Source organism: Streptomyces sp. NPDC025784 (assembly GCF_055558435.1).
The window spans coordinates 46,853-72,751 of sequence record NZ_JBVHMN010000031.1; the positions used below are offsets into that span (position 1 = coordinate 46,853).

Below are 25,899 nucleotides of genomic sequence, written 5' to 3' on the forward strand. Positions count from 1 at the left end.
ACCGCTCGCAGGGACGTTCTTCCGTCGACAGGTGTCGGTGCTGCTCACGGGGGCAGACGGGACTGCCTGAGGAGTCATCACTCGCCGGTACGCGAACGAGGTGGAGCAGTGAGCCTGCAGCAGGACCGAATGCCGGACCCCGCCCCCGGCGGCGCCACGGGCGACGCCGGGGCGCATCCCTCCGAGCAGGAGCACGCCGCCTGGTCGCAGGTACGCCGTACGGCGACGGGGATGGGACATCACGCGGCCAAGAACGCGCTGGCCGCCGCCAGGAAGGCGGCCGACGACGATTCGCTCATCGGCCGGGACGCGTTCCTCGCGCGCGCTGTGGCGGAGGAGTGGGAGCGGATCACCGAGTCCCTGGCCGACCACGCGGGGACGTACGACCCTGCCGACGATCCCTTCGTCCAGGGCGAGCTCGCGGCCCGTGCCCATCGGGAAGAGACGGCGGTCCACGAACACTGACCGGAACGGCCACACGCGCCTCGCGCCGGGCACGCCGCGGCTCCTGGCGGTGCCCACGGGCACCGCCCGACCGCATTGTCAGTGCCCTGAGGAACAATGCTGAGCAGCGAGAACGTCACCGCCCAGACGGCAGGTGATCCGCCCCGTCCGTCGAAAGGCCGCATGGAGATGACGCCCACCCCGCACCGCCGCGCCGTGCCGCGAGTCCTGAGCGGAGGCCGGTGACGATGCTCCGCGCGCTTTCCCGCCCGCACGCGCCGCTGGGCGCCGGTGGTGCCGAGATCCTGCGACTGATCACGGAGCGGCGATTCCCGGTGTTCCTCACCGTGCACACCAACGGCCGCCGCCGGTACGGCTATTGGCAGCCCTCCCCCACCGGGGCCGGACGGGGTGGCTGCCACGTCGCGCTGCCCACGGACGAATGCGACGCCCTGCACGCCGCCGGCCGGATCGTGCTGGGGGATCCGCTGGAGGATCCGGGCAAGACCACGTATCCCGTGCGGGCCGCAGCCGTCACGGCGCGCGGCGCGGCAGGTGTCGCGCGTGCGTCCCGGCACGCCTTGACGGCCTGAGTACGACGCGCCTCACGCGGTGCCGGCGCCGACCCGGCGAGGGCGCTGCCGCTCGAACCGACGCTCGCGGGGGTGCGGCCATGCGTCCCAGCGCCGTTTCCGGTGACCGCCGCACTCGCATGGCCCCTACGGGGATCGCAGTGCGTGCATGGCCCATACCGGGACCGCTGCGCGTGCATGACGTCTGCCGCTCACCGAGGTTCTCCGTGCGTGCACGCCACGGGGCCCGCCGCGACTTCGCGCTGCGGGCCCCGTGAACGGTTCGGACGCCATTGGACCGCCGATACCGGATTCCGTGACGTTCGGTATCGGATTCAGTGCGTGTTGCCACCTGATTCGGTGCCGGTCGTCCGTGACGAATTCAGTGACGGAATACGTCCTTCGTCTTTTCCTTGGCCTGCCGGGCGTCACCCTTCGCCTGCTCGGTCCGGCCTTCGGCGGTCAACCGCTCGTTGCCGACCGCGCGTCCGGCGGTCTCCTTGGCCTTGCCCTTGGCCTGCTCCATCTTGGCTTTGGCCTTCTGGTCCTTGGCCACAGCAGTTCACATCCTCACTGCCTCGACAAATGCGATCCACCTCCACGACTCACCGTGAAAGGAAACTCCAAACGCCGTAGGCCGTGAATTCCTGAGGATTCCCGCACACCGTCGTGAGCGCCGTGCCGGTACATGCCCGGGTGAGCGGGCCCCGCCCCAATGCGGATGGTGGGCGGGACCCGTTCACCCTTCCATTTTCTGTATGCGTTCGAGCTGTCGGCAGCGAGTGGGACCAGCCACCTGCGCACAACCGCGTACACCCCGTGTGCGGACCGTGCGCCCGGTGTGCGTCCGCGACGAGATCGAGCCGGTCGCGCCGTGACGGTCGACGACCGGCCGGAAGGCCGGACGGAAGGAAGGCGCGCGCAGGCGGACAGGCGGGCAGGCGCGCAGGGAGCGTACGCAGGCGTCTTCCGCGGCCCGGAATCGCGTGCACCCCGTACCCCCCTTCCACTTACCGTCCAGTAATATCGCGCGTCAGTGTCCCCCTGAGGAGGAACCGTGCCACGGTCGGAACGCTCACCCCTGCTGCTCGCCGGCCTGCTGGCCACAGCGGGCGTAGCCCATTTCGTCTCTCCGCGCCAGTTCGACGCGACCATCCCGCGGGCCCTGCCGGGCGCCCCACGGACCTGGACATACGCGAGCGGTGTCGCCGAACTGGCCCTGGCCGCCGGTCTGGTGTCGCCCCGCACGCGCCGCGCCGCCGCGCGCGCCGCCACCGCCTTCTTCGTCGGTGTGTTCCCCGCCAACGTGCAGATGGCCGTCGACTGGCGGGACCGCCCCGCGCCGCAGCGGACCGCGGCACTGGCACGCCTTCCGCTCCAGGTGCCGCTGGTCCTGTGGGCGCGCGGCGTCGCCCGGAACGCGCCGGGGCAGTCATGACGGGCCGGGTGAACGTCGGGGACACGGTCGAGGACTTCACGCTGCCGGACGAGAGCGGAACGGACCGGCGCCTGTCGGAGCTCCTCTCCGACGGACCCGTGGTGCTGTTCTTCTACCCGGCCGCCCTCACCCCGGGCTGCACCGCCGAGGCCTGTCATTTCCGTGATCTGGCCGCGGAGTTCGCCGCCGCGGGAGCGAGTCCCGTCGGGATAAGCGGTGACCCGGTCGACCGGCAGCAGGAGTTCGCCGACCGGCACACGCTCGGGTTCCCCCTGCTCTCCGACCCCGAGGGCGTCGTCCGCGAACGCTTCGGTGTCAAGCGCGGCTTCTCCCTGGCCCCCACGAAGCGGGCCACTTTCGTGATCGCGCAGGACCGGACGGTCCTGGAGATCGTCCGGAGCGAGCTGCGGATGAGCGCGCACGCCGACCGCGCCCTCGCGGTCCTGCGCGACCACAAAGGCTGACACGGCCCCAAGGGCTGACCGGAGCGCTCCGGGCGGCACGGCCGCTCCTCGGGTCACCGCCCGCGCCTCCTCCGACGGGCGTCCTCCGTCGGCACCCCGGCGTCCCCCGTACGGCCGCACAGCGTCCGGCGGGGTGACGTCGGTCCCACCCGCACGGACCCGGTAGCGATCCGGACGAGCGCGTGCGGGGGGCCTCTTCAGGGCCGAAGCTGGGGTCGAGACCAGCGAGGCGCGCGGTGCTGCCGCCGCGCGCGTGCCGAACGAGGAGGACACACCCGCGTGCCTGCCAAGAACGTCTCCGTCAATCGCGCGGCCCTCGGGCACCGCGTCGCCTACGCGCTGCGCCACCCCGAGCGGGTGCCTCGTCATCTCGCCCGTGCCGCCCGCGACGCATGGCTGCGCCACCGCTGGCCGGACCACATCTCGTACTACCGCGCGGTGATGCGCTCCGACACGCGTGCCGACCCGGACGCGGCCGTCGGAAGCCGCAGCCACGAGCGGTGGCTCGCCCTGGGCGCCCTGCAGTTCGACTACCTGCTCGGCCACGGCCTGCGCCCCGAGCACCGGATGCTGGAGATCGGTTGCGGCAATCTGCGGGCGGGCTGGCGGTTCATCAGGCACCTGGAACCCGGGCACTACTACGGCATCGACATCTCCCCCGACATCCTGCTGGCCGCGCAGGACACGATGGTGCGCATGGAGCTCCAGAAGCGGCTCCCCACACTGACCCCGGTGCGCGACCTGAAGCTCGGCTTCCTGCCGGACGCCCACTTCGACGTGGTGCACGCGCACAGCGTCTTCTCCCACTCCCCGCTCCCCGTCATCGAGGAGTGCTTCGCCCACGTCGGCAGGGTGCTGGCCCCCGGAGGCTGGTTCGACTTCACCTTCGACCGCACCGAGGGCGAGGAGCACCACGTGCTGCGCGAGGACTTCTACTACCGCACCGAGACCCTCCTCGCCCTGGCCGAGAAGCACGGACTGGCCGGACGCTTCATGGACGACTGGGAGCAACTGCCGCACGGTCAGTCGAAGATCCGCGTCACCCACCGCGACGCGCCCTGTCCGGCGAAGGGCCCACGCGTCATGCTGGACCCCGACGAATCGACCACACGATCGACGGAGCCCACATGACGGACCAGGTCGCACGACTCGAAGTGAAGCCGGCCGCCGGACACATCGGCGCCGAAATCACCGGAGTCGACCTGGCCGACGAGTTGGACGACACGGTCGTCGCCCGTGTCCGGGAGGCGGTGCTGCGATGGAAGGTGGTGTTCTTCCGGGGCCAGCGCCTCGACCACGCCTCCCACATCGCGTTCGCGCGGCGGTTCGGCGAGCCGGTCCGCCTCCGTTCGCGCGGCGGCGCGTCGCCGAAGGACTTCCCCGAGGTGGAGACCACCGCCGACCGGCTGGAACTGGGCGGGCGTTACGGCATGGGCCACGAGGAGTGGCTGCGCCGGCGGCGCCATTCGCTCCTGCGGGGCTGGCACTGCGACCACGGTGCCCGGGTCGATCCGCCCGCCGCGACCATCCTGCGTGCCGAGACCGTGCCGCCGTACGGCGGAGACACCACCTGGTCCAATCTGGCCGTCGCCTACGCGGGCCTGTCGGAACCGGTGCGGGAGTTCGTCGACGGGCTGCGCGCCGAGCACCGGCTCGGTGTCGGCTATCAGACGCGCCCCGGGGACGACGCGTACCTGCGCCATCTGCTGGACCATCAGATCGCCTCCGACCACCCGCTGGTGCGGGTGCACCCGGAGACCGGCGAACGGGTCCTGTTCGTCAACGGCTACTACATCGAGCAGATCCTCGGGCTGTCCCGGCCGGAGAGCGGGGCGATCCTGGAGATGCTGCTGGAGCAGGCCACCCGCCCCGAGTACACGGTCCGGTTCCGGTGGGAGCCGGGCAGCGTGGCCTTCTGGGACAACCGGGCCACGATCCATCTCGCGCCGGGGGACACCGCGCACGTGGACCATCCGCGGATCATGCACCGGGTGATGCTCGCCGGGGACGTCCCGGTCGGTACGGACGGCAAGCCGTCCGTACCGATCGTGGGCAGCGAGCCGCAGCGTTGGTGAGCGGTGCCCACGGGCGCCGGCCCGCGGGCACCGGGGGTGACCGGCGGCGCTCCGGGACGTGGCTCCGTCAGAAGATGCCCTGGCCCGGTACGAGGATGCCGCGCGGGTCGTAGGTGTGCCGGGCGGTGGCCAGCCGGCGCCAGGCGGGCCCGAAGTGCTCCCGCCAGTCGGCGGATGCGAAGGGGACGGAGCCGACCGGGTAGTGGGTGCCGCCGGCCGCGTGGACGGTGTCGTAGGCGGCCCGGTTGGCGGCGAGCAGACGGTCGACGGTGGCCGTGTCGTCGGGCGGAGTGGTACGCAGGACGGCCAGCAGGTACGGCACCGGGTCGTCGGGCATGCGCAGCAGCGGAGTGCCGAGCCGGTCGCGCAGCAGCGGGTAGAGGAGGACGACTCCCGGGCCGAGGTCCTCGGGGGTGAGGTCGTCCAGCACGGCTCCGGCGACGGCGGCGGCCGTACGGCCGGGCAGCAGCAGGTTGAGCCACGGGTGGGCGTACGCCCACAGGCCCGCCTCCTTCAGGGCGGCGACGCTCGGCGCGAGCCGGTCGAGGAAGTCGTAGTACGCGAGGTCCGACTTCTGCACGCCCGATTGCTCGTGGCGCAGCCCGCTCAGCAGTCGGGCGTCGTCCGGGGCGGGCCCGACGGGCGGGCCGTAGGCGACCGCTTCGAGGAGGTAGCCGCGGAAGGCTCCTGCGGCGTCCGGAACGACCTGCCCCTCGACGTAGGCGAAGCGGCCCTCCTCGACGAGCCGTCGCTGGTCGTCGAGGAAGACCCGCAGATCGTCGTACGGGAGGAGGTAGTGGCGCACGGTCTCGGGTGCGCGGACCAGTCGCAGGGTGGCCCCGACGACGACGGCGCACTGGCCGAGTCCCGCGAGCACGGCGAGGAACAGGTCGCGGTGGCGGGTCGGCGAGCACCGCACGAGTTCGCCCGCGCCGGTGACGACCTGGAGTTCGGTGACGTTGTCGACCTGGGCGCCCTGCCGGTGGGTCTGGCCGCCCAGACCACCGACCGAAAGAGTGCCACCCACGGAGAGTTCGAGGTAGTCGGTGAAGGTGGGCGGTGTGAGTCCGTGGGCGATCGTGGCCTTGGCGACGTCGCTCCACTTGGCGCCCGCCCCGACCGTGACCGTCCTGCTGCCCGGTCCGACCGGGCCGATGTCCGCGAGTGGCGTGGTCTCGATGACCAGGCCTCCGTCGACCTGGGCCTGCCCCTGGGTGGCGTGGCCCTGGCCCCTGGGAGCGACCTCGACACGGTGCGTGTTGCAGAAGCGGATCATCGCGACGACGTCCTGGACCGAGCCCGGTCGCAGGACGGCGACGGGACGCCGGTGGACGATGTGCCCGAAGTCGTCGGAGGCGGCCCCGAGCGAGGCGTCGTCGGTGTGGATGGTCCCGTCCAGCGGCGGGAGACCCGTCAGCGGCCGGGCGGACGCGGTGGTCGCCCAACTGCGGGTGAAGGGGTCGAATCCGATGACCGCGGCTCCGGCGGCCGCGAGGCCGTGCAGTGCGGTACGTCGCGAAGGGGTCCGGGGCACGCGCTCCTCCTGGGGCGGGCGGGATGCAGCGGTCGACTGCCGCCGATCATAAGGCAGTTGGGTCTTGGACCAAGGGAAAACGATGTTGCGGGTGTCGCACCCGCCACGAGGCCCGGCCTCCCCCGCTCCGGCACGAACCGGCGACGCCTCCGCCCACCGGACCCGAGGCCCGGTCTCCCCCCGGCACGGACCGGGCGACGCGTCCGCCCACCGGTGCAGCGTGCCTGCCACCGGGGCCCGAGCGCATGGCCCCCGCCGGCGCTCGGACCGGCCGGGTCACGCCCAGGGGGCCGGAGCCCCGTACGGCCCCGACCGCGTTGCGCGGACGCCGCCGGAGTCCGGGCTCCCGGCCGCCGTCGGACGACGGCGGCCGGGTTTCACCGTGCCGCGCGCAAAGGCGTGCGCCGACGCGCCCGGGGTCGTACGGGGTGGCGGTCGGCGGTCACTCGTCGACGGCGGCACCGAAGCGGGCGTCGCCGCCCGGCGCCCCCAGCGCACTGGCCCCGAAGAGCCAGGAACCGTCGGCCACCAGGCCCTTGGTACCGGCGGGCAGGTGCCAGACCACGCCGTCCGCGGTGTCCTCGCCGGGCGCGGCGGCCAGAAGCTCGCCGCGGCCGTCGGCGTCCGTGTCGGCGAGCCGGACCTGCGCGCCCCACGTGTCGTCCATCTCGGCGGTGCCGGGGATGCCCGGAGTGTTCTGGTCGAAGGACTGCGCGCCCGTCGCGGTCAGGCCGTCCACGGAGCCGCGCAGCAGCCACACCGCGCCGGCGTCCGACACGGTGCCGATGTCCTCGCCGGGTGCGCCGACGGCCACGTCCGCGTAGCCGTCGCCGTCGCTGTCGCCGACGGACAGTTCCGTGCCCCACGCGTCGCCGTGCTCCCCGGTGCCGGGCACCCCCGACGAATTCTGGGTCCACCACAGGGGGGTGCTGCCGGGTCCGTCCTGGCCCTCGGGGCCGTCCTCGCCGCCGTAGTAGACACCGACGAGTCCGCCGGTCAGGCCCTCCGCCTCGTCGTCGGGGCTGCTGTTCTGCCCGGTGACGAGGTCGTCGTAGCCGTCGTTGTCGATGTCGCCCGAGGCCGTGGAGATGCCGCCGCGCAGGTCGCGCAGGTGGGTCAGGCCGTGTGCGCCGCCCGAGTAGACCGCCGACCAGCCCTGCGTGTAGTCGTCGTCGGGGCTGTAGCCGGAGACGACGAGGTCGGCATAACCGTCGCGGTCGTAGTCACCCGTGGTCACGTAGGCCGGCCGGATGGCCCGGCCGGCCGGGTGCGCGGTCGTGTCGAGCGTGCCGGTGTGGTGCAGTGCGCCGCCGCTGTACGTGAACAACTGCGCGCCCTGCTGGTCGAGTACGGCGACGACGTCAGCGGGCGTGTCCCCCGTCAGCCGCGCGGCCGTGACGGCGGCGCCGAAGCGGGCTCCGGCCGCCGGGGCGGCGGAGGCGAACGTGACGCTCCGGGCCGGGCCGAGTCCGCTCCTGGAGCCGTACAGCACCGTCACGCGGCCAGCGTCCTCCAGGGATCCGACGTCCTCGCCGGGCGCCGCGACGACCGCGTCGTCGTAGCCGTCGCCGTCGAGGTCTCCGGTGGCGACGGCCGCGCCGAAGGAGTCGTAGGTCTCCGAGGTGCCCGGGACGCCGGCGGTGGACTGGCTGAAGACGGCGGTACGCGCCTTGGGGACGCTGTTGCCGACACCGATGCCGTTCGCCGCCCCGTACTGGACGGTGACGAAGCCGGCACCCTTCTTGCCGTCGACGGTGCCGTCCGGCGCGCCGATGAGGACGTCGTCGTAGCCGTCGCCGTCGAAGTCGGAGTTGCGGTCCTTCGCCTGGGTGCCGCCGGGGGTGCCCGCGTAGGAGGCGGGTGCGGCGGCGATGCCGAGGCCCGCGAGCAGCAGGAAGGACGCGGCTGCCAGGGCGGCCGTGCCCCTTCTGCGGCGGGCACCCGTGGTGCCGGTGGTGGAGGTCGTCGTGCCGGTCGCACGCTGCGCGCTGGTCATGTGCTGCTCCCCGTGTGATGAAGACGCGGCCGGGTCGAATGGCCGGGCTTGGTGGTCAATGTGGGGAAAGGACCAAGTTCCTTTCACTCACGCCCAGTTCGACACGACACGTACCCGGGGAGTTGTGGTGCCCCGAGGGGCCGTGACACAGCAGTGACAAGTGTTGCGCAACGCGGACCTCCGGGCGGGTGCTGAGCCCGCCCGGACGCTTCAGGCCTGGCCGGTCCGGCCGTTCTGCGGTCCGGCCTCCTCGGTGTCCTCGTCCGGTGTGCGGGTGTAGCCCTGGAGTGCGAGCGGGACGTCCGCCGTGTCGGGGCGGCTGTCGGGATTCTGCCCGTTCAGGTTCTGCCGGACGGAGTCCAGGATCGTCAGACCCTGGGCGACCAGTCCCGCCGCGATCTCGCCGAGGCCGTCCGCGCCGTTGAGGACGTTCACGTTGGCTCCGGCGAGCCCGCCCGCCGCCTCCTTGACGATCTGCGGCAGCTGGTCGATCAGCATCCGGTCGAGCGCGACACGGTCGTGCGAGGCGGCGGCCTCGGCCTGGATCTTCATGCGCTCGGCGTCGGCGACGGCGAGCACCCTGATCCGCTCGGCCTCGGCCTCGGCGGGCTTCACGATCTCGGCCACCAGTTGCTGCTGCCGCAACGCCGCCTGCTTCTGGGCCAGTTCGGTCTGCGCGGCGAGGACCTCCTGCTGGGCGTGGGCCTGCGCCAGCGGTCCGGCCTGGGCGGCCTGGGCCTGGGCCCGGTCCACCTCGGCCGAGTACTCCGCCTTCACCACGGCGGTCTGCCGCGCGTACTCGGCCTGGTTGCGCGCCGCGACCTGCTCGGCCTCGACCGCCGCCTGGGTGGCCTGGGCCTGGGCGATCTGGGCCTGCCGCTGGATCGCCGCCTTGTGCGGTGCGGACATGGCGTCGATGTATCCGGTGTCGCCGTCGTCGATCGACTGGATCTGCAACGAGTCGACGATCAGCCCGATCTTCGCCATCTCGGTCTTGGAGGTGTCCAGGACCTCCGCGGCGAGCTTCTGCCGTTCGGTGACGATCTCCTCCACCGTCATCGAGCCGATGATGGCGCGCAGATGACCGGCGAAGATACGCCCGGTGAGCACCGACATCTGGTCCTGGTCGGAGAGGAACCGCTGTCCGGCGTTGATGATGCTCTCGGTGTCGTTGCCCACCTTGAACGCGATCACGGCGCGGACGTGCAGGGAGATGCCCTGCTTGGTGACACAGGTCTCGGTGACCTCGGACTCGCACATCGACAGCGTGAGGAAGCGCGTCTTGCGGAAGACGGGCAGGACGAACTTGCCATGGCCCGTCACCACCCGGAACGGCGCTCCCCCGAGTCCCCGTCTCCCTCCCGAGATCAGCATCGCCTGGTCGGGAGCGGGAACGCGGTATCCGAACATCGTTGTCCATCCTCCTCAGCCTGCGCCGGCGGGATGACCGCCCAACGCCTCCAGAGGGTCGGCCCACGTGATGACGTCGACCGCACGGCATCCGCGGGATGCGACCACGAGCACGGTCGCCCCTGTCGGCAGGGGCTCCGGCGACCAGGCGAGGAAGGTCTCGGATCCGCCCCGGACCCGCACGAGGATCTCGCCGGGACCGGCGGATCCGCGTGTGCCGATGAGCAGTTCCCCCGTGCAGCCGATCACGGCGTCGTCCTCCACCACAGTCGGCCGCCCCCCATCACCCTGGTACAGCTACCGACAGTAGACCTCCCCGTGCCCGGCGCCTACGCCCCTGCCGATCTCCGGTCCGCACCGGCGCCCCGGCCGCGGGCCGCACCGCCGTCGGCGCGCCTCAACTCCTGGTGAACTTGTAGGTCTTGCTGTCGGTCAGGACGCAGAAGCCCGGCGACACGACGATCACCCGCAGGGTGCCGGTACGCCGGTCGTAGTCGATCCCCTCGGCCTCGAACGTGCCCGAGCAGCCGCTGCGCAGCGGGAGTTGACGCAGAGCGGTGACGTGACCGGACACGTCCGCCGTGCCGTTGGGCTCGCCAGACAGGTCGATCTGGAGCAGCGGCTTGGTGATCCCGAAGAGGGTGCCCGCGGGATCGTCGGACGAACACAGCAGCCGCGTCGCGGTGACGAAGTCGCAGCCCTGCACGTCGCGTACGGCGTGGTCCAGGTTGATGGTGGACGCCTGCGGGAGGTTCGCCGCGGGCGACGTACCCGGGTTGACGCCGGGCGTCGGGAACACCAGGAGCCGGTTCATCGTGCCCCACTCGCCGGACACCATCCAGGAGCCGTCGGGCGAGATGGTGACGAACGAGTTGTTGAGGGCCTCGCCCGGGCTCAGCGCGTGGACGTACTCCGACCAGGCGCCGCCCGGCGCCTGGACCCGGAACATCTTGGCGCTGCCGGAGTCGCTCTGGTACGGCTCGATGTAGTAGCCGTTGTAGGAGGCGTCCGGGTCGCCGACGTGGTTCCAGCCGCGGCTGCTGACACCGATGGGAATGGTCCCGATGCCCGTGTAGTGGTTGGGGCTGCCTGCCGGGACCTCGACCGAGGCGAGGCCCTGGCTCTCGGTCAGCGGATCGGCGCGGTCGGAACCCGTCTCGGTCCAGGTGTCGGCGGCCTGGGCGGGCCCGGTGGTGGCGACGGACACGACGACGGCGGTGGCGAGCGTGACGATCCCTGCCAGGACCGCGTGACAACGTTGCCGTGCGGGCATGCGCATGAGGTCTGCTCCTCGTTGGGGGGTGGGCTGCTCGGCGCACAGTCTGGCCGGTCCCGATGGTCATGTACAGACCAATGAATGGACACCACGCGTCGACTCACCGTCCACGAGGCGACGCGCCGCACGCCGTCCGGGAAGGGGCCCGGGACACGCCGCCGCCGCCACGCCCCGCGCGGGCGGCCCCGCCGGACTCGCACCGGCCGGAGCCACGCCGACGAGGGCCACGCCAACGCCACCCGTACCAAGGGCAGTTGCACCAACGAAAACACACCGACCACACCACGCACCGCTCACCGGTGACGACCAGGGGACCCCGGCGACACGGCGGGGTCCCCGCCCGGGAGCGGACAAGCGTCCGCCGGGCAGGGAAATCCCTGCCCGGCGGACGTGACCGTTCAGTCAGGCAAGGAAGCCCCTGCCCGGCACACGCGACGGCTTCGTCAGTCGGCCGTGCAGGTGTTGTCGGTCGCCGGGTTCAGCAGGCCCAGCACGTCGATGGAGTCGCCGCAGAGGTTGAGACCCAGGTCCACGGGGATCTGGATCACATTGCCGGACAGAAGTCCGGGGCTGTTCGCGGCGACGCCGACCGGGTCGGGGTCGTCCGCGGCGGCAGTCCCGGCCGTGGCCACAAGAGCCACGGTCGCCAGGCCGGCGGCGGCCATCAGACGAATGCGCATGTCAAGCTCCCATCATTCGCAGGGGTGCGAGTTCCTCCACCATCACCCGCACGGGCCGCGACCGATATCGCTGTACGCCCGAACGGGGTGCCCCTCCCGTACGGCCCCGCCGGCTTGCGTCCGGGATCGAGACGCACCTGCGGACCGTGTCGCGCGGGCGCTGCGGAATGCCCGTAGCGTGAGAACAGGTCACGTGGAACAGGGAGAGATCATGTCAACGAGCCAACCCGATGCGTCCGCGCCGTCCGACGACAGGGCGACCCCCGACTCGCTGCTGCACACCGGTGCAGGGGGCGCCGTGACCGCTGAGGACCTGGTACTCGCGGCGGGACGCGACATCAACCCGCGCAACCTCGCCTGGGCCGAGCGCAAGCTCAAGGAGGAAGGTCCGGCGGCCCTCGACAAGCTGCTTCCCTGACGCGGCCGGCTCCGATGCGGCGGAGCCGGTCGACGAACCCCCGGTGCCCGGCCGGCTCCGACACGACGGAGCCGGCCGGGCCCGCGCGCGTTCAGCCCCGGGAGCCAGGGGTCAGGAGCTCGGGCACTCCTTCCAGGCCAGGTGGTAGACGGTGCTGATGTCGCCGTCCGTCGAGTCCATGGTCATGAAGCTGGAGCTGCCGGGAGTGGACGTCCCCGCGTTGACGCGGAGTTCGGTGTTGATGTTGAAGTTCCGCTGAACGCCACAGGGCGCCCACACCAGTTGGGCCCAGTCGGTGGCGTCCGTGGCCTGCCAGTTGTCGTTGTAGGGGCCCCGGAAGGGGTGGGTGATGGCGGCCGTGTTCGGAGAGCCCTGGAAGTAGTACGAGGCCTTCTCGGTGCTGCTCGCTCCCTGCTGGAGCGCGGCGAAGCCGCGGTAGTCGGCGCTGGCGATGGCGTAGGTGAAGCCCTGCGGCACGTGGACGATCAGGTTGAGCTGGCAGTTCTTGCGGAACGCGGTGGGGTCGGCATTGCCGCCGACCTGCGCGAGGTAGTCGCTGTAGGTCACCGTGAACGCCGTGTTGTCCGGCGAGACCGCGACGGCCGCGGTGCCCTGGGGACATCCCGAGCCGTTCACCGTGGCGACCTTGATGACGATCTTGTCCGGGGGCGGGTCGACGATCCCGGAGGACGGGTCGTGCGCGGGGAGTGCCGAGGCGAACAGGGCGGCGATGGCGCCACCCAGTAGCAGCCCACCAGTCATGGGGCTCCAATCCATTGCGTCGGTGTTCCGGCGGCGGCACGCGAGGTACGCCGCCCTGGAATGGGGGGTGCGGCTCCCCGCGGGCGAGGAGCCGTCGCAGACCAGTGCGTTGGATCAAGGTGTGGTTGAACATGCGCATGTCAAGCAGGCATGCGCATCCCCCGGGCTGTGAAGGAGCTGTGAAGACCGGGAGTGACGGCATCGTACGAAGCGGCGACCGGGGCGGCCAGGGCGATCTCCGGCCATTCACCGCCCGGCCGCCGGTCACCTGCCGTAGCGACCGACCAACGTCCCCGAAGCCGTGACGTGCCCGGCCAGCGCGCGTTGCACATCGCCTGCCGCGGCCCCCTCGGGGAGAGTCGGTTTCACGTCGGCCGCGAACACGGAGAAGACGTAGTGGTGCGCCTTCCCCTCCGGCGGGCAGGGGCCGCCGTATCCGAGCTTCCCGAAGCCGTTGCGGCCCTGCACGGCTCCGTGCGGCACGGCGCCCGCCGCCAGCGCCGTCTCGTGCGGATCGATGTCCCACACGGTCCAGTGCACGAAGGTGCCGCCCGGGGCGTCCGGGTCCTCGACCAGCACGACCAGTCCTGCGGCGCCCCGCGGCACCCCGGACAAGTCCAGTGGCGGTGAGACGTTCTCGCCGTCGCAGGTGTAGCGGCGCGGAATCGTGCCGCCGTCCGCGAACGCGGGGCTCGACACCCCGATCTTCGACGACGCCCGGAGCTCGGGGGTCGACGACGACGCGGCGCCTCCTGCCCCACCGCCGCAGCCGGCCGCGCTCAGCGCGAGAAGCGCCCCGAGGATTCCGGCCCGCCGCCGGCCTTGATGCCGCATACGCGTCACGCTAGCGCCGCGGTGGCCGGCGGGCGGCGCGACACGGACGGCGCGACGCCACCCGCCCGCGACGCGGCGGGCGCGCGGAACGGACCGTGTGCCAGGTGAGCGGGCGGTAAGGCTCCGGCGCAGCGGTAAGGCTCCGGCGCAGCCCACGTGCCCCACGCACGGGCGGCGCGACGCCCCGCGCAGGATTCGTGACACGTGCCGCACGCCGCACCCGGGGACCTCGCGACGTCTGGCCAAAAGCCGTATGCAGAAGCGGAGTTCGGCGAGTGAACCCGCGCGGGGCGCCGCATCACCTGGTGGGCGCACAGGGTCCGTCGGACGTCGTCCGCACACGTCGACGGGAACTGATTCGCCCGCTGACCTCGGAGGTGCCTCCGGCCGGTGCGGGAGACGGCGACACCCACCGCGGAGCCGGCCGCAGGACCCGTGGCGCGGCCGGGCGGGAATCGCCCCGCCGCCTCATCACGGCGCCGGTGTGCCTGCGACACTGAGCCCCATGGATCCACGACACCTGAGGCTCGGCCGCCGTCGCATAGGGATGTGCAGCGCTGTCTGTTTTCTGGTGCTCGGCCCGGTCGGGTGGTTCCTGGGCGGATGGATTCCCGTGCTGCTGCTGGCCGTCGCACTCACCGCGGCCACCATGGTCCTGCACTGGAAGGCCCCCTCGTGGCTGGCCCCCGCCATCGCGAAGGGGCAGCGGCAGAGCCGCCAGGACGTGTCCGCCTTCTGTGCGGTCATCGCGGTCAGCGGCTACGCCCAGCCCCCGGCGGCCACCGACAGCTCCTCCCGTGACATGGCCGGGCTGCGTCTCGAGGCGTACCGCGCCGCCGCCGACGACGATCTGTCCGAGGATCTGCGCCGGCTGGCGGCCGACGCGCTGGCCGCCGCCGACCACGCCCACGACGAGGACACCCCCGCGGAGTGGCGCGCCGCGCGTGCGAGCGCGGAGCGGCTGGCGCACGCCGCGCAGGACGGCAACCCGTACGTGCGTCAGCTCCTCATCCAGTGGGTGGAGGGGAATCCGGCCGGGGAGCGTTAGGCCCTGTCGCCGTCGCGGCTCAGGACTCGGCCTCTCTGCGGAGAAAGTTGCTCACCTGGCAGGCCAGGCTGTCGCGGGCCGTGTCGGGACGGGCGCCCGCCTCGACAGTGGTCTCGTACGGGTCGATGCCGCCCGCCCACAGGTACCGCTCGGTCCACTCGTCGTCGACCTTCAGCTGGACCTGGATGTCCACGCGGTGCAGGGACGCCTCCGCTCCCGCGGCGAAGAGGACGGCGGTGGCCCGGCGCAGCGGGTAGACGTCGAAGCCCTCGATGAACTGAGAGTTCCGCCAGTCCAGGAAGGCGCTCTCGCCGTCGGCGCCGATGCGGATGTCGATCTGGCCGTCTTCGAGGTGGATCCCGAAATGCTCGGTCGTGCGATTTTCGACCGTCACTCGAAAAGCGAAGTAGGCGAGTCCGTCGGCGGCGTCGTCGCGTCCTCGCGGCGGCTCCGCCTTTTCCACTCCATGGACGCGGACACGCAGACCGGCATGCTCGTCGTACTCCTGCCAGTCCCCGACCACGTTCGGCTCGCGCACGGTCCACCTCTCCACTTCAGAGAGCTTTTCCTATCTGTGGCCTCAATGAGGTGTCAAATGCGCCGAACATGCCATGGCCAGGGATTTCGCCTTTCTTGATCGGCGATCAAGCCGTGCGCAGCCAGAACCTTTCCCCGGCCGCCGCGGAGAGTTTTTCCCGCGTGCTGCACATCACGTCCCGAGGCCTCTCATCCACCGGCCCGCAGCCGGCGAAGCTGCTCGTCGAGGGGGCCGAGGCCGACGTCGCGCCGGCGCTCGTCGAGGGTCTGCCCCCGACGCACGGGGTACGGGCGCAGCGTCGCGGGGTCGACGCGGGTTCCGTAGTACTGGGGGCGGCCCAGTTCCACGGCGCAGTGGTCGGCGATGTACGCGTGGTGGAGGGCCGGGCAACGCCCGTCGGCCGCGGCGTCGGCGATCAGGTCGCGGCACTTCAGCTGGAAGTCCAGGCAGGGGGCGTGCAGCAGGATCATCAGCGCCGCCGTGGAAGCGGGGAGGCCGACCAGGTCGGCGGAGGGCCAGCCGTACCGGTGGACGACGGTGGCGAGGGCCTCTGCACCGTCCTCACGGCACCGGGCGAGGGCGGGGTGCCACCGAGGGTCGGATGCCGTCCGTGCCTGCCGCATCAGGCGTCGTTCCTCGTCCACCCGGCGCAGCAGTTCCGCGGCCAGCGCCGCCGCGAGTCCCGGAACCATCGGCCGGCCGGTGGTGAGCCCGGGCGATGCCGCTGCGGCGCCCACCGGGGGATCGGACCGCGTCTGCCGGCCGGGCCCCGGGGCCGCCTCCCGGCCGACTGCCTCCGGGGACCCGGGCGCCTGCCCGCCGATCGCCGAAGACGCGGTCTCAGGCACGGGCAAGGGCCGCGGGGGCTCGCGGACCGCCGCGGGCGCGAGCGGTGAGCCGTCGGCCGGCGAGGGGGGCCGCACGGGTCGGCCGACCTCCGGGAACGCGGGCGGTCCCGCGCCTGCCGTGGGCGGCGCGGGCCGCACCTCCCCATCGACCGCCGGAGGGGCGGACAGCCCCTCCGAGCCGGTCGCCGGGCGCGTCGGCGACCGGTTCACGGCAGTCCCTGGAGCGCCAGCGTGAACCACACCTTCTTGCCGGTGAGGCCCGGGTCGGGCGGGGCCACGCCCCAGTCGTCGGTCACGGCGGCCACGATGGCCAGCCCGCGTCCCGACTCCTCGGCCCCGTCCGCGGTGCGCGGCCGCGGCAGGGCGGGCGAGCGGTCGGCGACGGTGATGCGCAGCTCTGACCGGGTGTACTCGACGGTGACGGTCACCGTGTCGCCGCGGTCGGGGCTGCCGTGCTTGAGCGCGTTGCCGAACAGTTCGTCCGTCGCGAGGACAGCGTTGTCCAAGTGCTCGGGCGCGAGCCGGAGGTGCCTGAGGTGGTCGGTGACCATCGCCCGCAGGCGTGGCGAGCGGGAGGGGTGGGCGGGGACGGTGGTGCGCAGGAGGTGGGCCTGGTCCACGGGCCCCGCGGGAGTCGCCCCGGACGCCGGCGCCAGGAGCGGCACGGCGGGCACCGCGGTGCGGGGGATGCCGGCCGCCGCCTCGGCGGGCCGGGGCCGCGCCGTGGGCGTCCGGTCGTCCGCCCCGTGGTCGTCGCCCGCCGAGGCGCGGCCGTCGGGCAGCCGCGCGTGGACGTCATCCGCCGGTGAGGGCGACGGCCCGCGGCGATGCGCCCTGGATGCCGTCATCGATCCTCCTTCGGAGGCAGCACGGGTGGGGGGTCGGTCTGGATGGCTGCCCCAGCAGCCAACACGCCGGAGTAGCCGGGCGACCAGGGGGTATTCGGGTTGTCCGGTTGCAGGCACGTAGTGGCATGGGATGTATGTTCGATCACGTGAGGAACGCGGACGGGGGGCGGGCGACGGTGTACGCGGAAGGCGGCACCGGCTGGTCCGGCGTGCGCGGAAAGCGCGTACTGGTCACCGGCGGCACCCGGGGGCTCGGCGAGCAGATCGTGCGGCTGCTGTCCGCCGAGGGCGCGCGGGTGGCGACCTGCGCCCGCACGGCCCGCGACCTGGAGGAACTGACGGCGTCACTGGACGCGGAGACGTTCACCCGGCCGCTCGACGTCACCGCGCCCGGCTCACTGGAAGACTTTGTCGCGGCTACGGCGAAACGTTTCGGCGGCCTGGACGGAGTGGTGGCCTGCGCGGGCGGATCCCGCGGCGGCGGCATCGAACAGGCGGCCCCCGACGACTGGGCGGCCACCTGGGCGGTCAACGTCGGCCACGCGGCCCGGCTGGTACGGGCGGCCGTCCCGCACCTGCGGGCGGCCGGCGGCGGCTCGGTCGTGGTGATCTCGTCGATCTCCGGCTGGAAGCCCGGTCCGCCGGCCCAGTACGGGGTCGCGAAGTCCGCGCAGATCCATCTGGCCGCCTCGCTCGCCCGGGAGCTCGGCCCGGACAACATCAGGGTGAACGCCGTCTCCCCCGGCTCCATGCTCATCCCGGGCCGGCGCTGGGACCGGATGCGCCGGGAGGACCCCGAGGCGTTCGCCCACTTCGTCGCGGCGGAGCTGCCGGGCGGCGGGCCGGTGGCGCCGCAGGAGGTGGCCAGGGTGGTGGCTTTCCTGCTGTCCGACTGGTCGAGCGGGATCTCCGGTGCCCACCTGCCGGTGGACCGGGCTCAGAACGCCCCGTCCCCGGACGGCTATTGAGGCACCGGATCCGCGACCGGCGCACCGGGAGGACCGGCGGCGCACCGGTCCCGGGTCACGCCGCCACCCCCAGCACGACACGCGACCTGCGCTCGAACTCCTGCACCACGGGCTCGTGACGGCGTGGCTCCAACCGCCTGCGGAAGTCCCGCAGGGCCTGGATCGACCGCTCGCTGTGCACGGTGCTGAGGGTGTCGAGCGCCTCGGTCGCGGTGCCGACCGCCTCGTCCAGGCGGTCCTGCTGGAGATGGGCGGTCGCCAGGACCGAGCGGCTGATGGCCTGGCGCCGGCGCCGGTCGGGGTTGGCGCTGAGCGACTCGCTCGCCGTGCGCTCCGCCTGCGCGGCCAGACCCAGGTCGCGGAAGCACAGGGCGGACTCGGCCTGGAGATAGTGGTGATCGAGATAGCGGACCCACACCGACTCCTGCGCGGGCCCCTTGCTCGCCTCCAGTTGCCGGTCGGCCAGGCGCAGCGCCTCGGAGGCCTCGCCGTGGCGGCCCTGCGCGGCGTGACCGCGGGCAGCCATGGCGTGCAGGCGCATCAACCCCAGCGGACTGCCCGACCCCTGCGCGGTGACGATCCCCGCGCGGGCGAGGGCCACCCCTTCGTCCGGCCGCCCGAGATTGGTGGCCAGGTGGGAGAGGCCGGCCAGGATCTGACCGCCGAGCACCCGGTCGCGGCCCTCCGCGCACAGTCTCAGGGCTTGCGTCATATAGCGCTGCGCCAAGCCGTACTCCCCCGCGTCGTACGAGCTCCAGCCGGCCATCGCGGCGAGGCGCGCGGCGGCGGCGTACAGCTGTCGGCGCAGGTGGGACGGCGTGCCGCGGCGCTGGAGCATGGGGACGACCTCGGTGGAGAGGTAGTGCACGATGCTGGTGCGCACTCCACCGCCGCCGTAGTGGTTGTCCATCTGGTCGAACATGGCGATCATCGCGTGCACCTGCTCGACCGGTCCGTCGCTCGCCGCCGGCGTCGGACGCCCGGACTCCTGCTGCTCCAACAGCCACAGCAGCCATTCGCGTTGTGGATGGGTCAGTGCGGCGGCCACGAAGGGGACCGAGCCGAGGAGGCTGCGGCGGGAGATGTCGGTGGACCCCAGTTCCGCCAGGGTGTGAAGGGTTTCTGCCACGTCTTCGCCATAGACGAGCGCCCTGCTCGCGACGGGGCGCTGCTGATCGGAATGGAAGCCCAGGTCCGCGGGGGACACGGCCCGGCCGAGCCGCTCGGACAGCACGGCTGCGATCAACTCCGGTGTGGTTCCGCGCGGTTGCTGACCCTGGAGCCAGCGGGTGACCGATGCCTTGTCGTAGTGGGAGTCCGTGCCCTGACGGCGGTTGAGCTCGTTGACCCGCAGGGCGAGCGAGGCGTAGGAACAGCCGGCCTCCTTGAGGGTGGCCGCCAGCACCTTGTTGCCCCCGGTAGGGGCATTGCCGGCGTTCCTTGCTTGTCCGTCGGTCACGGTGGCCATCCCCGTCTCGCCTCACGTCCGCGTGCGTCTGCGCCGGTAGGTTCATCTGGCGGGACGTCATGTCCCGTACCGGCGGGCGCAGTTGTCTGTGACCGAAGCCGAATGTGCGGCAGGTCACTCGATCACTATGGTCGCCGACAGACTCAACGTGCAAGCTGCGTTCTGATAATTTCAGAACGATTCGCATCGCTCTGTCTCTGTCAGGAAGCACATGGCACACTGCACGCTGTGGCAGCCGTCCCGGGAGGTAGGACGTGAGCGAGAACCGCCCTGGCGGCAGCGCGCCGACCGTCCTGCGGATGGTCCTCGGAAAACGACTGCGTCACCTGAGGGAACAGGCGGGCGTCTCGTTCGAGGACGCGGCACGCGCGATCGAGGTCACTCCCCTGACGGTGCGGCGGATCGAGAAGGCCGAGGTCGGACTCCGCATCCCGTACGTGCGGGAGTTGCTGCACACGTACGGCGTGCCGGCCGCGGAGATCGACGACTTCCTCGCCCTGGCCAGGGAGGCCAACCAGCCCGGCTGGTGGTACAAGTACCGCGACGTGCTGCCCGAGTGGTTCAGCGCCTATGTGAGCCTGGAGAGCGAGGCGAGCGTCATCCGCCTCTACGAACCCCACTACGTGCCCGGCCTGTTGCAGACGCACGAGTACGCCACCGCGCTCATGCGCGTCGGCTTTCCCAACGAGTCGGAGGAGGAGATCGCCCGCCGCGTCGCCCTGCGGGTCAAACGTCAGGACCTGCTCGCCAAGCCGGACGCGCCCGCCGTCTGGGCCATTCTGGACGAGACGGTACTGCGCCGGCCGGTGGGCGGAGCCGAGGTGATGCGCGCCCAGATCGACCGGTTGCACGAGGCTCTGGACATGCCGAAGGTCCGGATCCAGATCATGCGCTTCGGCGTGGGTGCGCACCCGGGTGCGTTCGGGCCCTTCCACCACTTCCGCTTCGGCTTCTCCGAACTCCCCGACGTCGTCTACACGGAGAGCCTGGCCGGCGCGGTCTACGTCGACCGGCCGGACGACGTCGTCAGCTATCTAGAGGTACTGGACCGGATGTCCGTGCAGGCGGAACCGGTCGCTCGGACCAGGGCCATCCTGGGTGAACTGCGTAAGGAGTTGTGATCCATGGGATCCGTCCACAGCGGCATGTCCGCCGCCGAACTGGGAACCGAGGGCTGGGTCAAGCCCTGGAGCGGCACGAACGGCGGAAGCTGTGTCGAGGCCAAGCGGCTGCCGGACGGCAGTGTCGCCCTGCGTCAGTCCAAGGATCCCGAGGGGCCCGCGCTGGTCTACTCCCGCGACGAGATGATCGCGTTCCTCCAGGGCGCCAAGTCCGGCCAGGCCGACTTCCTCGTCGCCTGAACCGCAGCACCGCACGGGGCCGCAACAGGCCCGCCGGGCGCGCGACCCTGACGGAGTTCCGCGTTCCGCACCGGCCCCGCACCACTACGCCCGCACAACCGGACAACCCGCACGCACACTCCCGGCGTGCGGGTTGCCGCCTTCACACTGGTGGCGTCGTTCGTCCAGGAGGGTGCAGGAGGGGAGTGGGTGCGGGGATGATCCTCCACCAGGCCCTCGCGCGGTGCCGGACACTGGTCGTCGAGGGCCCCGACGGCATCGGCAGGAGCGGTCTGATCGCGGACCTGGCCCGGGAAGGCTTCCTGATCCGCCGCTCCCGCGGACATCTCCACCACGTGGACCCCACCCAGCCTTACCGTGAACTCCTGGCCGCCCCGGGCCGGTTGGCCATCGACGGCAGCCTCGTCCATGAACTGGTCTACGGGCCGCTGCGCCGAGGGCGCTCGCGGGTCACATGGATCCAGGCGCTCGACTTCGCGGAGGCGGTGGCCGAACGCGACGGCGTCCTCCTGCACGTCACCGGCGAGGCCGACGACACCGAGGCGGTCGACGCGTACGAGCGGGCCCTGCGCACCCTTTCCCAGCACGTCCCCGTGATCACCCTCGACACCATGGACCCGGGCCGCCAGGTCCGCGCCCCCGCACCTCCCTCTATCTCCCAACTCGACTGTTCTACAAAGACGTTGACGATAAATTGATGACCGACCGCGTGACGCACGGCAGGAGACTCCCCATGGCAGACGGCCAGTCCACCCCCGACCAAGAGGCGCTGTCCAAGATCGACACCACGGTGCCGCACTCCGCCCGCATCTGGAACTACTGGATGGGCGGCAAGGACAACTACGAAGTCGACCGGGTGGCGGGCGACGCCTACCGTGAGGTCGCCCCCAACATCGAGACGATGGCCCGCGCCTCACGCGGCTATCTGATCCGCACGGTCACCTTCGTGGCCGAGGAGCTCGGCATCCGCCAGTTCCTCGACATCGGCACCGGCCTTCCCACGTACGACAACACCCACCAGGTCGCACAGCGCGTGGCACCGGAGTCCCGCATCGTCTACGTCGACAACGACCCGCTGGTGCTCCGTCACGCGCAGGCGCTGCTCACCAGCACGCCCGAGGGCGTCACCGACTACATCGACGCGGACCTGCACGAGCCCGAGAAGATCATCGAGACGGCGAGCCGCATCCTGGACTTCGACCGGCCCGTCGCCCTCATGCTCATGGGCATCCTGGGCCACATCCAGGACTACGAGGAGGCCAAGTCGATCGTCCGCCGGCTCCAGGCCGCCCTGCCCTCCGGCAGCTACTTCGTGCACTACGACAGCACGGACACCGACGCGGCGCTCAAGGAGGCCCAGCAGGGGTACGACGACACCGGCGCGATTCCGTACGTGCTGCGCAGCCCCGACCAGATCACGGCCTACTACGAGGGCCTCGAACTGATCGAGCCCGGCATCGTGTCGTGCCCGCTGTGGCGCCCGGAGCCCGGTACGACGCCCGAGCCCACGGACGTCCACGGAGGCGTGGCCCGCAAGCCGTGATCAGGCCTGCGGCGGCTGGATGTTCTGGTTCAGCCGGAACAGGTTGCCCGGGTCGTACGCGGCCTTGACCTGGGCCAGCCGGGCATAGTTGTCGCGATAGCTGGCCCGCACCCGCTCCTGGCCCTCGTCCATCATCATGTTCACGTAGCCGCCGCCCGCGGAGTACGGCTGCAGGGCGTCGGAGTAGTCGACGCTCCACTGTTTGACGAGGTCGGCGTTGGCCGGGTCGGGGTCCACGCCCGCGTAGACGGCCGACCAGCCGGAGCTGCGGTAGCTCCACGCGGTGTCCGTCGGCGCATGGTCGTGCACGGCCCCGTCGATGGGGTACATGTGCATCGTCGACTTCCAGGTCGGCATCTCGGCGCCGAACTTGGCGTGCAGGTCGATCGCCTCGGCGGGGAGCGCGTCGATGAAGCCCGCTCGCCAGTACCACTGGTCGCCGGGCGGGTAGACCCCGTCGAACGCGGACTGGAGCGCGGGGTGCGGCATCGGCGCCGGGCCGTGCAGCAGCGGTTCGGGCAGGGCGTCGAGGAGCGGCGCCATGTCCCGGGCCGCCGCGTCCGTGTCGTCGCCGATGCGGCACCACATGACGCCGCACACCTTGCGCAGGTGGAGTTCCTCCGGGAACGGCGGCGCGGGCGGCACCGAGGCGAACAGGAAGAAGCCGCCGAGTTCGCGGGGCGCGTGCGGGATGAAGTCCCGGTAGGCGGTGAGGACTTCGGCGCCCATGTCGACGGGCCAGAAGGTGGGGCCGGCAACGACCGTGTTCACGTCGTGCAGCCCGAACAGGAACGAGGTGACGACTCCGAAGTTCCCGCCGCCCCCGCGGAGCGCCCAGTACAGGTCGGGGTTCTCGTCGGCGCTCGCGCGCACCTTCTCCCCGCTCGCCAGGACGACATCGGCGGCGAGGAGGTTGTCGATGGACAGCCCGCACTTGCGGGTGAGGTGTCCTAGTCCGCCGCCGAGCGTGATGCCGCCGACGCCCGTCGTGGAGATGATGCCGCTGGGCACGGCGAGCCCGTGCTCGTGGGTGGCACGGTCGACCTCGCCGAGACGGCAGCCGCCGCCGACGCGCGCGGTACGGGCCTGCGGATCGACCTCGATGCCGTTCATCGGTGTGAGGTCGAGGACCACCCCGTCGTCGCACGTTCCCATTCCCGCGCCGTGATGGCCGCCGCCGCGCACTGCCAGGCGAAGGTCATGGTCCCGGGCGAAGCCGATGACCAGGGCGACGTCCTCGGGAGTGGTGCAACTCGCCACCAGGGCCGGCCTGCGGTCGATCATCGCATTGTAGACGGCGCGCGCCTCGTCGTACCCGGGATCGTCGGGACCGATCAACTGCCCCTGGAAGGCGGGAAGTTCCTGCCGTGCCGCCTGTGCCGGTGTAGTGGACATGTGCATCCCCCCGCGTCTGGGGACCGGTTCCGGGGCGCCAGGTCCGGGCCCCGGCTCCAGTTTCCCCCCAATGCGCGCCTCGTGCCTGTTCTGGTCTCCGGCCGCAGCGAGCCGACCCCGCCCACCGAGCCCGAACGGCCCGCCCGTCGCGGGGAACGCCGAACGCGTCGATCCGTGCTGGATCGACGCGTTCGGCGTTCGGGTGGCCGGGCGGTCCGGCGCCGTCAGGGGATCACCCCAGAACGGCGACCGCCTCGACCTTGTCCCGCGAGACCGACAGCGCGGGCTCCGGGAGCGGGACCTGGCGGGGCGTCCGTCGGGCCTCCCGCAGGCTCGGGGCGGGGGCCGGGGGGACCAGCGGGGCACGCTCGGCGGCCCGCGCCCGCCACGAGAACCAGATGATCTTCCCGCCGGCGCCTGTGGCGCAGCAGCCCCAGCCGTCGCTCAGCGCGGCGATCTGGGCAAGGCAGCCCTGCGGTGCCTTGTGCGGGCCGATGTCCTGACTGTTGTCCGAGACTGCGGTGATGAGGTGCTGACCGTTCCACCACATCTCGATGGTCGTGTTCTTGTCCGCGGCGTGCTCCTCGATCGTCCGGAGCAGCGCCTCGGCGCAGTGACAGACGGACTCGACGAGGATCTCCAGGTTCCAGTACCGGATGTGCGCGGCCAGGATGCGTTTGACCTGTCCCACTCGTTCCGGGCTGACCTCTACGTCGAGGTGGTAGTAGCAGGGCACTGCAGGTTTCATCGTCGTTGGCTCCTCACCGGCGAAGCTCCCGCTTCTTCTCGCCCGGATGGGCCGAGCCCCGAACACGAAGCGTGAGCGGTGATCGCTTCTGAGTCAGTCTCAGAGTGAGAGCACTACTCCATTCGCGCAACTCGAGCGGGCGCCCAAATGTTGTTGAAGGGCCAACAAGACGCTGGGTGTCCATACAGGCACCATGAGTGAGGGCGTCGGTCTCCACGTGGGGCCGGTGCCCCTGCGTGTACGGCCTTCACCCGCCAGCCAGGCAAGCCGTGCACGGTCCGATGAGTGGGAAGGTGACCGGCGTGATGCTGCTGCCTGCCAAACCCGAGGTCGCCAGGCATCTGGAGAGATACCGGGCCTGGGAACGCCTGCTGCTCGCCGCCCCCGCCGACCATGTGGTGCGGGGCAATTTCGAGAACACCGGCTACACCCTGTGCGTCCTGATGGGGAAGCGCTGCGCACGGGAGGCCGCGGACGCGGCCGAGCACTACCTGCAGGACGTTCCCGCAGGAGTGTGAATCACCCGATCGGGCCCAGATGGGGCGGAGGCGAAACCCAAGACGTCGGAGGCAGGACCCATGGACGCGAACACGCACACCGGCCGTATCCCCCTGGTGGATGTACGGCCGGTCGTCGACTGCGGCAGACGCCCCGCGAAGGCGGTCGCCGGTGAGACCTTCCGGATCACGGCGACCCTCTTCGGCGAGGGCCACGACTGCGTCGGCGCCAACGTCGTGCTGTGCGATCCCGCCGGGTCCCCCGGCCCCTGGACCCCGATGCGGGAACTGACCCCCGGCAGCGACCGCTGGGGCGCCGAGGTCACTCCGTCGGAGGCAGGTCACTGGTCCTACCGGGTGGAGGCCTGGAGCGATCCGGTGACCGCGTGGCGGCGCGCCGCCGAGATCAAGATCCCGGCCGGGATGGACACGGGGCTGGTCCTGGAGGAGGGCGCCGAACTGTACGAGCGGGCCGCCGCCGCGATGCCGGACGGAGCCGACCGGGACGCGGTGGCCGCCGCCGCGAACGCCCTGCGCGACGAGTCCCGTTCACCCGGGGAACGGCTCGCCGGCGCGCTGACCGCACGGGCCGACGCGGCCCTCGCACAGCACCCGCTGCGGGAACGGCTCACCCGTTCGGAGCCGTTGCCGCTGCTGGTGGAGCGTGAGCGCGCCCTGTACGGGTCCTGGTACGAGTTCTTCCCGCGGTCGGAGAGCGGCCGGTCCGAGGGCGA

The 25,899-nt window shown here is 71.8% G+C and carries 29 protein-coding genes and 1 pseudogene; 15 read left to right on the top strand and 15 right to left on the bottom strand.

All coding sequences use genetic code 11. From position 1 onward, the window contains the following. Positions 1-108 precede the first annotated feature (108 nt). Positions 109-465 carry a hypothetical protein gene (locus ACZ4IF_RS42515; protein WP_467574002.1) on the top strand — a complete coding sequence of 119 codons (357 nt, stop codon included), beginning with the start codon at positions 109-111 and terminating at the stop codon, positions 463-465. A 227-nt stretch (positions 466-692) separates the two neighbouring features. Further along, complete coding sequence (locus ACZ4IF_RS42520; protein WP_467574005.1) at positions 693-1,037, top strand: hypothetical protein; 345 nt, start codon at positions 693-695, stop codon at positions 1,035-1,037. A gap of 361 nt (positions 1,038-1,398) precedes the next feature. Here ACZ4IF_RS42520 and ACZ4IF_RS42525 read toward each other — a convergent pair whose 3' ends face one another. Then, on the bottom strand, positions 1,399-1,572 hold the full coding sequence (locus tag ACZ4IF_RS42525) for a CsbD family protein (RefSeq protein ID WP_078629094.1): 174 nt from the start codon (positions 1,570-1,572) through the stop codon (positions 1,399-1,401). Positions 1,573-2,073: 501 nt separating this feature from the next. Here ACZ4IF_RS42525 and ACZ4IF_RS42530 point away from each other — a divergent pair. The 4 genes from ACZ4IF_RS42530 (at position 2,074) to ACZ4IF_RS42545 (ending at position 4,993) form a co-directional block, all read left to right on the top strand. Beyond that, entirely contained in the window at positions 2,074-2,454 is a 381-nt protein-coding gene (locus ACZ4IF_RS42530) for a DoxX family protein (protein ID WP_467574008.1), read from the top strand. Then, the gene (locus ACZ4IF_RS42535; protein WP_359501818.1) at positions 2,451-2,918 is read left to right on the top strand and encodes a peroxiredoxin; all 468 of its coding nucleotides are present in this window, start codon (positions 2,451-2,453) and stop codon (positions 2,916-2,918) included. The genes ACZ4IF_RS42530 and ACZ4IF_RS42535 overlap by 4 nt, the downstream gene beginning before the upstream one ends. Positions 2,919-3,197: 279 nt before the next feature. Next, a complete protein-coding gene (locus ACZ4IF_RS42540) occupies positions 3,198-4,049 on the top strand; it encodes a class I SAM-dependent methyltransferase (RefSeq protein WP_467574012.1) in 852 nt (283 codons plus the stop codon). Continuing rightward, positions 4,046-4,993: a TauD/TfdA dioxygenase family protein gene (locus tag ACZ4IF_RS42545; RefSeq protein WP_467574015.1), complete on the top strand. Its 948-nt coding sequence runs from the start codon at positions 4,046-4,048 to the stop codon at positions 4,991-4,993. Before ACZ4IF_RS42540 ends, ACZ4IF_RS42545 begins: the two co-directional genes overlap by 4 nt. A gap of 67 nt (positions 4,994-5,060) precedes the next feature. On the opposite strand, the gene ACZ4IF_RS42550 is transcribed toward ACZ4IF_RS42545, so the two are convergent. The 6 genes from ACZ4IF_RS42550 to ACZ4IF_RS42575 all read right to left on the bottom strand — a co-directional run bounded on the left by ACZ4IF_RS42550 (position 5,061) and on the right by ACZ4IF_RS42575 (position 11,889). Beyond that, on the bottom strand, positions 5,061-6,527 hold the full coding sequence (locus tag ACZ4IF_RS42550) for an FAD-binding protein (protein WP_467574018.1): 1,467 nt from the start codon (positions 6,525-6,527) through the stop codon (positions 5,061-5,063). Between the two features lie 442 nt (positions 6,528-6,969). Beyond that, a complete protein-coding gene (locus ACZ4IF_RS42555; protein ID WP_467574020.1) occupies positions 6,970-8,523 on the bottom strand; it encodes an FG-GAP repeat protein in 1,554 nt (517 codons plus the stop codon). A gap of 210 nt (positions 8,524-8,733) precedes the next feature. After that, on the bottom strand, positions 8,734-9,933 hold the full coding sequence (locus tag ACZ4IF_RS42560) for an SPFH domain-containing protein (protein WP_467574022.1): 1,200 nt from the start codon (positions 9,931-9,933) through the stop codon (positions 8,734-8,736). Between the two features lie 15 nt (positions 9,934-9,948). Continuing rightward, positions 9,949-10,200, bottom strand: a complete 252-nt coding sequence (locus ACZ4IF_RS42565; RefSeq protein ID WP_095932141.1) for a hypothetical protein — start codon at positions 10,198-10,200, stop codon at positions 9,949-9,951. A gap of 130 nt (positions 10,201-10,330) precedes the next feature. Continuing rightward, a complete protein-coding gene (locus ACZ4IF_RS42570; RefSeq protein WP_467574026.1) occupies positions 10,331-11,212 on the bottom strand; it encodes a hypothetical protein in 882 nt (293 codons plus the stop codon). 440 nt (positions 11,213-11,652) lie between these two features. After that, positions 11,653-11,889: a chaplin gene (locus ACZ4IF_RS42575; protein WP_467574028.1), complete on the bottom strand. Its 237-nt coding sequence runs from the start codon at positions 11,887-11,889 to the stop codon at positions 11,653-11,655. Between the two features lie 211 nt (positions 11,890-12,100). On the opposite strand from ACZ4IF_RS42575, the gene ACZ4IF_RS42580 reads away from it, so the two are divergent. Next, complete coding sequence (locus ACZ4IF_RS42580) at positions 12,101-12,307, top strand: hypothetical protein (protein WP_028801462.1); 207 nt, start codon at positions 12,101-12,103, stop codon at positions 12,305-12,307. Positions 12,308-12,418: 111 nt separating this feature from the next. Here the strand turns inward: ACZ4IF_RS42580 and ACZ4IF_RS42585 are convergent, their stop codons facing one another. Both ACZ4IF_RS42585 and ACZ4IF_RS42590 read right to left on the bottom strand, forming a co-directional pair. Further along, on the bottom strand, positions 12,419-13,069 hold the full coding sequence (locus ACZ4IF_RS42585; protein WP_359501837.1) for a DUF4360 domain-containing protein: 651 nt from the start codon (positions 13,067-13,069) through the stop codon (positions 12,419-12,421). Positions 13,070-13,333: 264 nt separating this feature from the next. Beyond that, positions 13,334-13,903, bottom strand: coding sequence for a YbhB/YbcL family Raf kinase inhibitor-like protein (locus ACZ4IF_RS42590; protein WP_467574031.1), 570 nt, complete (start codon positions 13,901-13,903; stop codon positions 13,334-13,336). A gap of 505 nt (positions 13,904-14,408) precedes the next feature. On the opposite strand from ACZ4IF_RS42590, the gene ACZ4IF_RS42595 reads away from it, so the two are divergent. Next, entirely contained in the window at positions 14,409-14,951 is a 543-nt protein-coding gene (locus ACZ4IF_RS42595; RefSeq protein WP_467574034.1) for a hypothetical protein, read from the top strand. Positions 14,952-14,970: 19 nt separating this feature from the next. Here the strand turns inward: ACZ4IF_RS42595 and ACZ4IF_RS42600 are convergent, their stop codons facing one another. From ACZ4IF_RS42600 to ACZ4IF_RS42610, 3 genes are all read right to left on the bottom strand, one after another. Beyond that, on the bottom strand, positions 14,971-15,489 hold the full coding sequence (locus tag ACZ4IF_RS42600; RefSeq protein ID WP_467574037.1) for a hypothetical protein: 519 nt from the start codon (positions 15,487-15,489) through the stop codon (positions 14,971-14,973). 188 nt (positions 15,490-15,677) lie between these two features. Next, positions 15,678-16,226, bottom strand: coding sequence for a DUF6624 domain-containing protein (locus ACZ4IF_RS42605; protein WP_467574040.1), 549 nt, complete (start codon positions 16,224-16,226; stop codon positions 15,678-15,680). A 317-nt stretch (positions 16,227-16,543) separates the two neighbouring features. Further along, positions 16,544-17,185: an ATP-binding protein gene (locus tag ACZ4IF_RS42610; protein ID WP_467574043.1), complete on the bottom strand. Its 642-nt coding sequence runs from the start codon at positions 17,183-17,185 to the stop codon at positions 16,544-16,546. A 146-nt stretch (positions 17,186-17,331) separates the two neighbouring features. On the opposite strand from ACZ4IF_RS42610, the gene ACZ4IF_RS42615 reads away from it, so the two are divergent. Continuing rightward, positions 17,332-18,153 carry an SDR family NAD(P)-dependent oxidoreductase gene (locus tag ACZ4IF_RS42615; RefSeq protein WP_467574047.1) on the top strand — a complete coding sequence of 274 codons (822 nt, stop codon included), beginning with the start codon at positions 17,332-17,334 and terminating at the stop codon, positions 18,151-18,153. A 55-nt stretch (positions 18,154-18,208) separates the two neighbouring features. On the opposite strand, the gene ACZ4IF_RS42620 is transcribed toward ACZ4IF_RS42615, so the two are convergent. Beyond that, positions 18,209-19,621: a hypothetical protein gene (locus tag ACZ4IF_RS42620; protein WP_467574049.1), complete on the bottom strand. Its 1,413-nt coding sequence runs from the start codon at positions 19,619-19,621 to the stop codon at positions 18,209-18,211. A gap of 254 nt (positions 19,622-19,875) precedes the next feature. On the opposite strand from ACZ4IF_RS42620, the gene ACZ4IF_RS42625 reads away from it, so the two are divergent. The 4 genes from ACZ4IF_RS42625 (at position 19,876) to ACZ4IF_RS42640 (ending at position 22,525) form a co-directional block, all read left to right on the top strand. Then, entirely contained in the window at positions 19,876-20,742 is an 867-nt protein-coding gene (locus tag ACZ4IF_RS42625; protein WP_467574051.1) for a helix-turn-helix domain-containing protein, read from the top strand. A gap of 3 nt (positions 20,743-20,745) precedes the next feature. Further along, positions 20,746-20,982 (top strand): DUF397 domain-containing protein, encoded by a 237-nt coding sequence (locus tag ACZ4IF_RS42630; protein WP_359501852.1) that lies wholly within the window; start codon positions 20,746-20,748, stop codon positions 20,980-20,982. 197 nt (positions 20,983-21,179) lie between these two features. Further along, positions 21,180-21,680, top strand: coding sequence for a hypothetical protein (locus tag ACZ4IF_RS42635; protein ID WP_467574054.1), 501 nt, complete (start codon positions 21,180-21,182; stop codon positions 21,678-21,680). A gap of 35 nt (positions 21,681-21,715) precedes the next feature. Then, the gene (locus ACZ4IF_RS42640) at positions 21,716-22,525 is read left to right on the top strand and encodes an SAM-dependent methyltransferase (RefSeq protein ID WP_467574056.1); all 810 of its coding nucleotides are present in this window, start codon (positions 21,716-21,718) and stop codon (positions 22,523-22,525) included. Here the strand turns inward: ACZ4IF_RS42640 and ACZ4IF_RS42645 are convergent, their stop codons facing one another. Both ACZ4IF_RS42645 and ACZ4IF_RS42650 read right to left on the bottom strand, forming a co-directional pair. Continuing rightward, positions 22,526-23,920, bottom strand: coding sequence for an FAD-binding oxidoreductase (locus tag ACZ4IF_RS42645; RefSeq protein WP_467574059.1), 1,395 nt, complete (start codon positions 23,918-23,920; stop codon positions 22,526-22,528). It abuts the gene before it with no gap. Between the two features lie 232 nt (positions 23,921-24,152). After that, positions 24,153-24,668, bottom strand: coding sequence for a pep a2 (locus ACZ4IF_RS42650; RefSeq protein WP_467574062.1), 516 nt, complete (start codon positions 24,666-24,668; stop codon positions 24,153-24,155). Positions 24,669-24,973: 305 nt separating this feature from the next. On the opposite strand from ACZ4IF_RS42650, the pseudogene ACZ4IF_RS42655 reads away from it, so the two are divergent. Continuing rightward, positions 24,974-25,165 (top strand): annotated as a pseudogene (locus ACZ4IF_RS42655) (DUF5133 domain-containing protein); the annotation flags it as partial. An 81-nt stretch (positions 25,166-25,246) separates the two neighbouring features. Next, positions 25,247-25,899 (top strand): maltotransferase domain-containing protein (locus ACZ4IF_RS42660; RefSeq protein WP_467574066.1); only part of this gene is annotated, 653 nt, incomplete at its 3' end.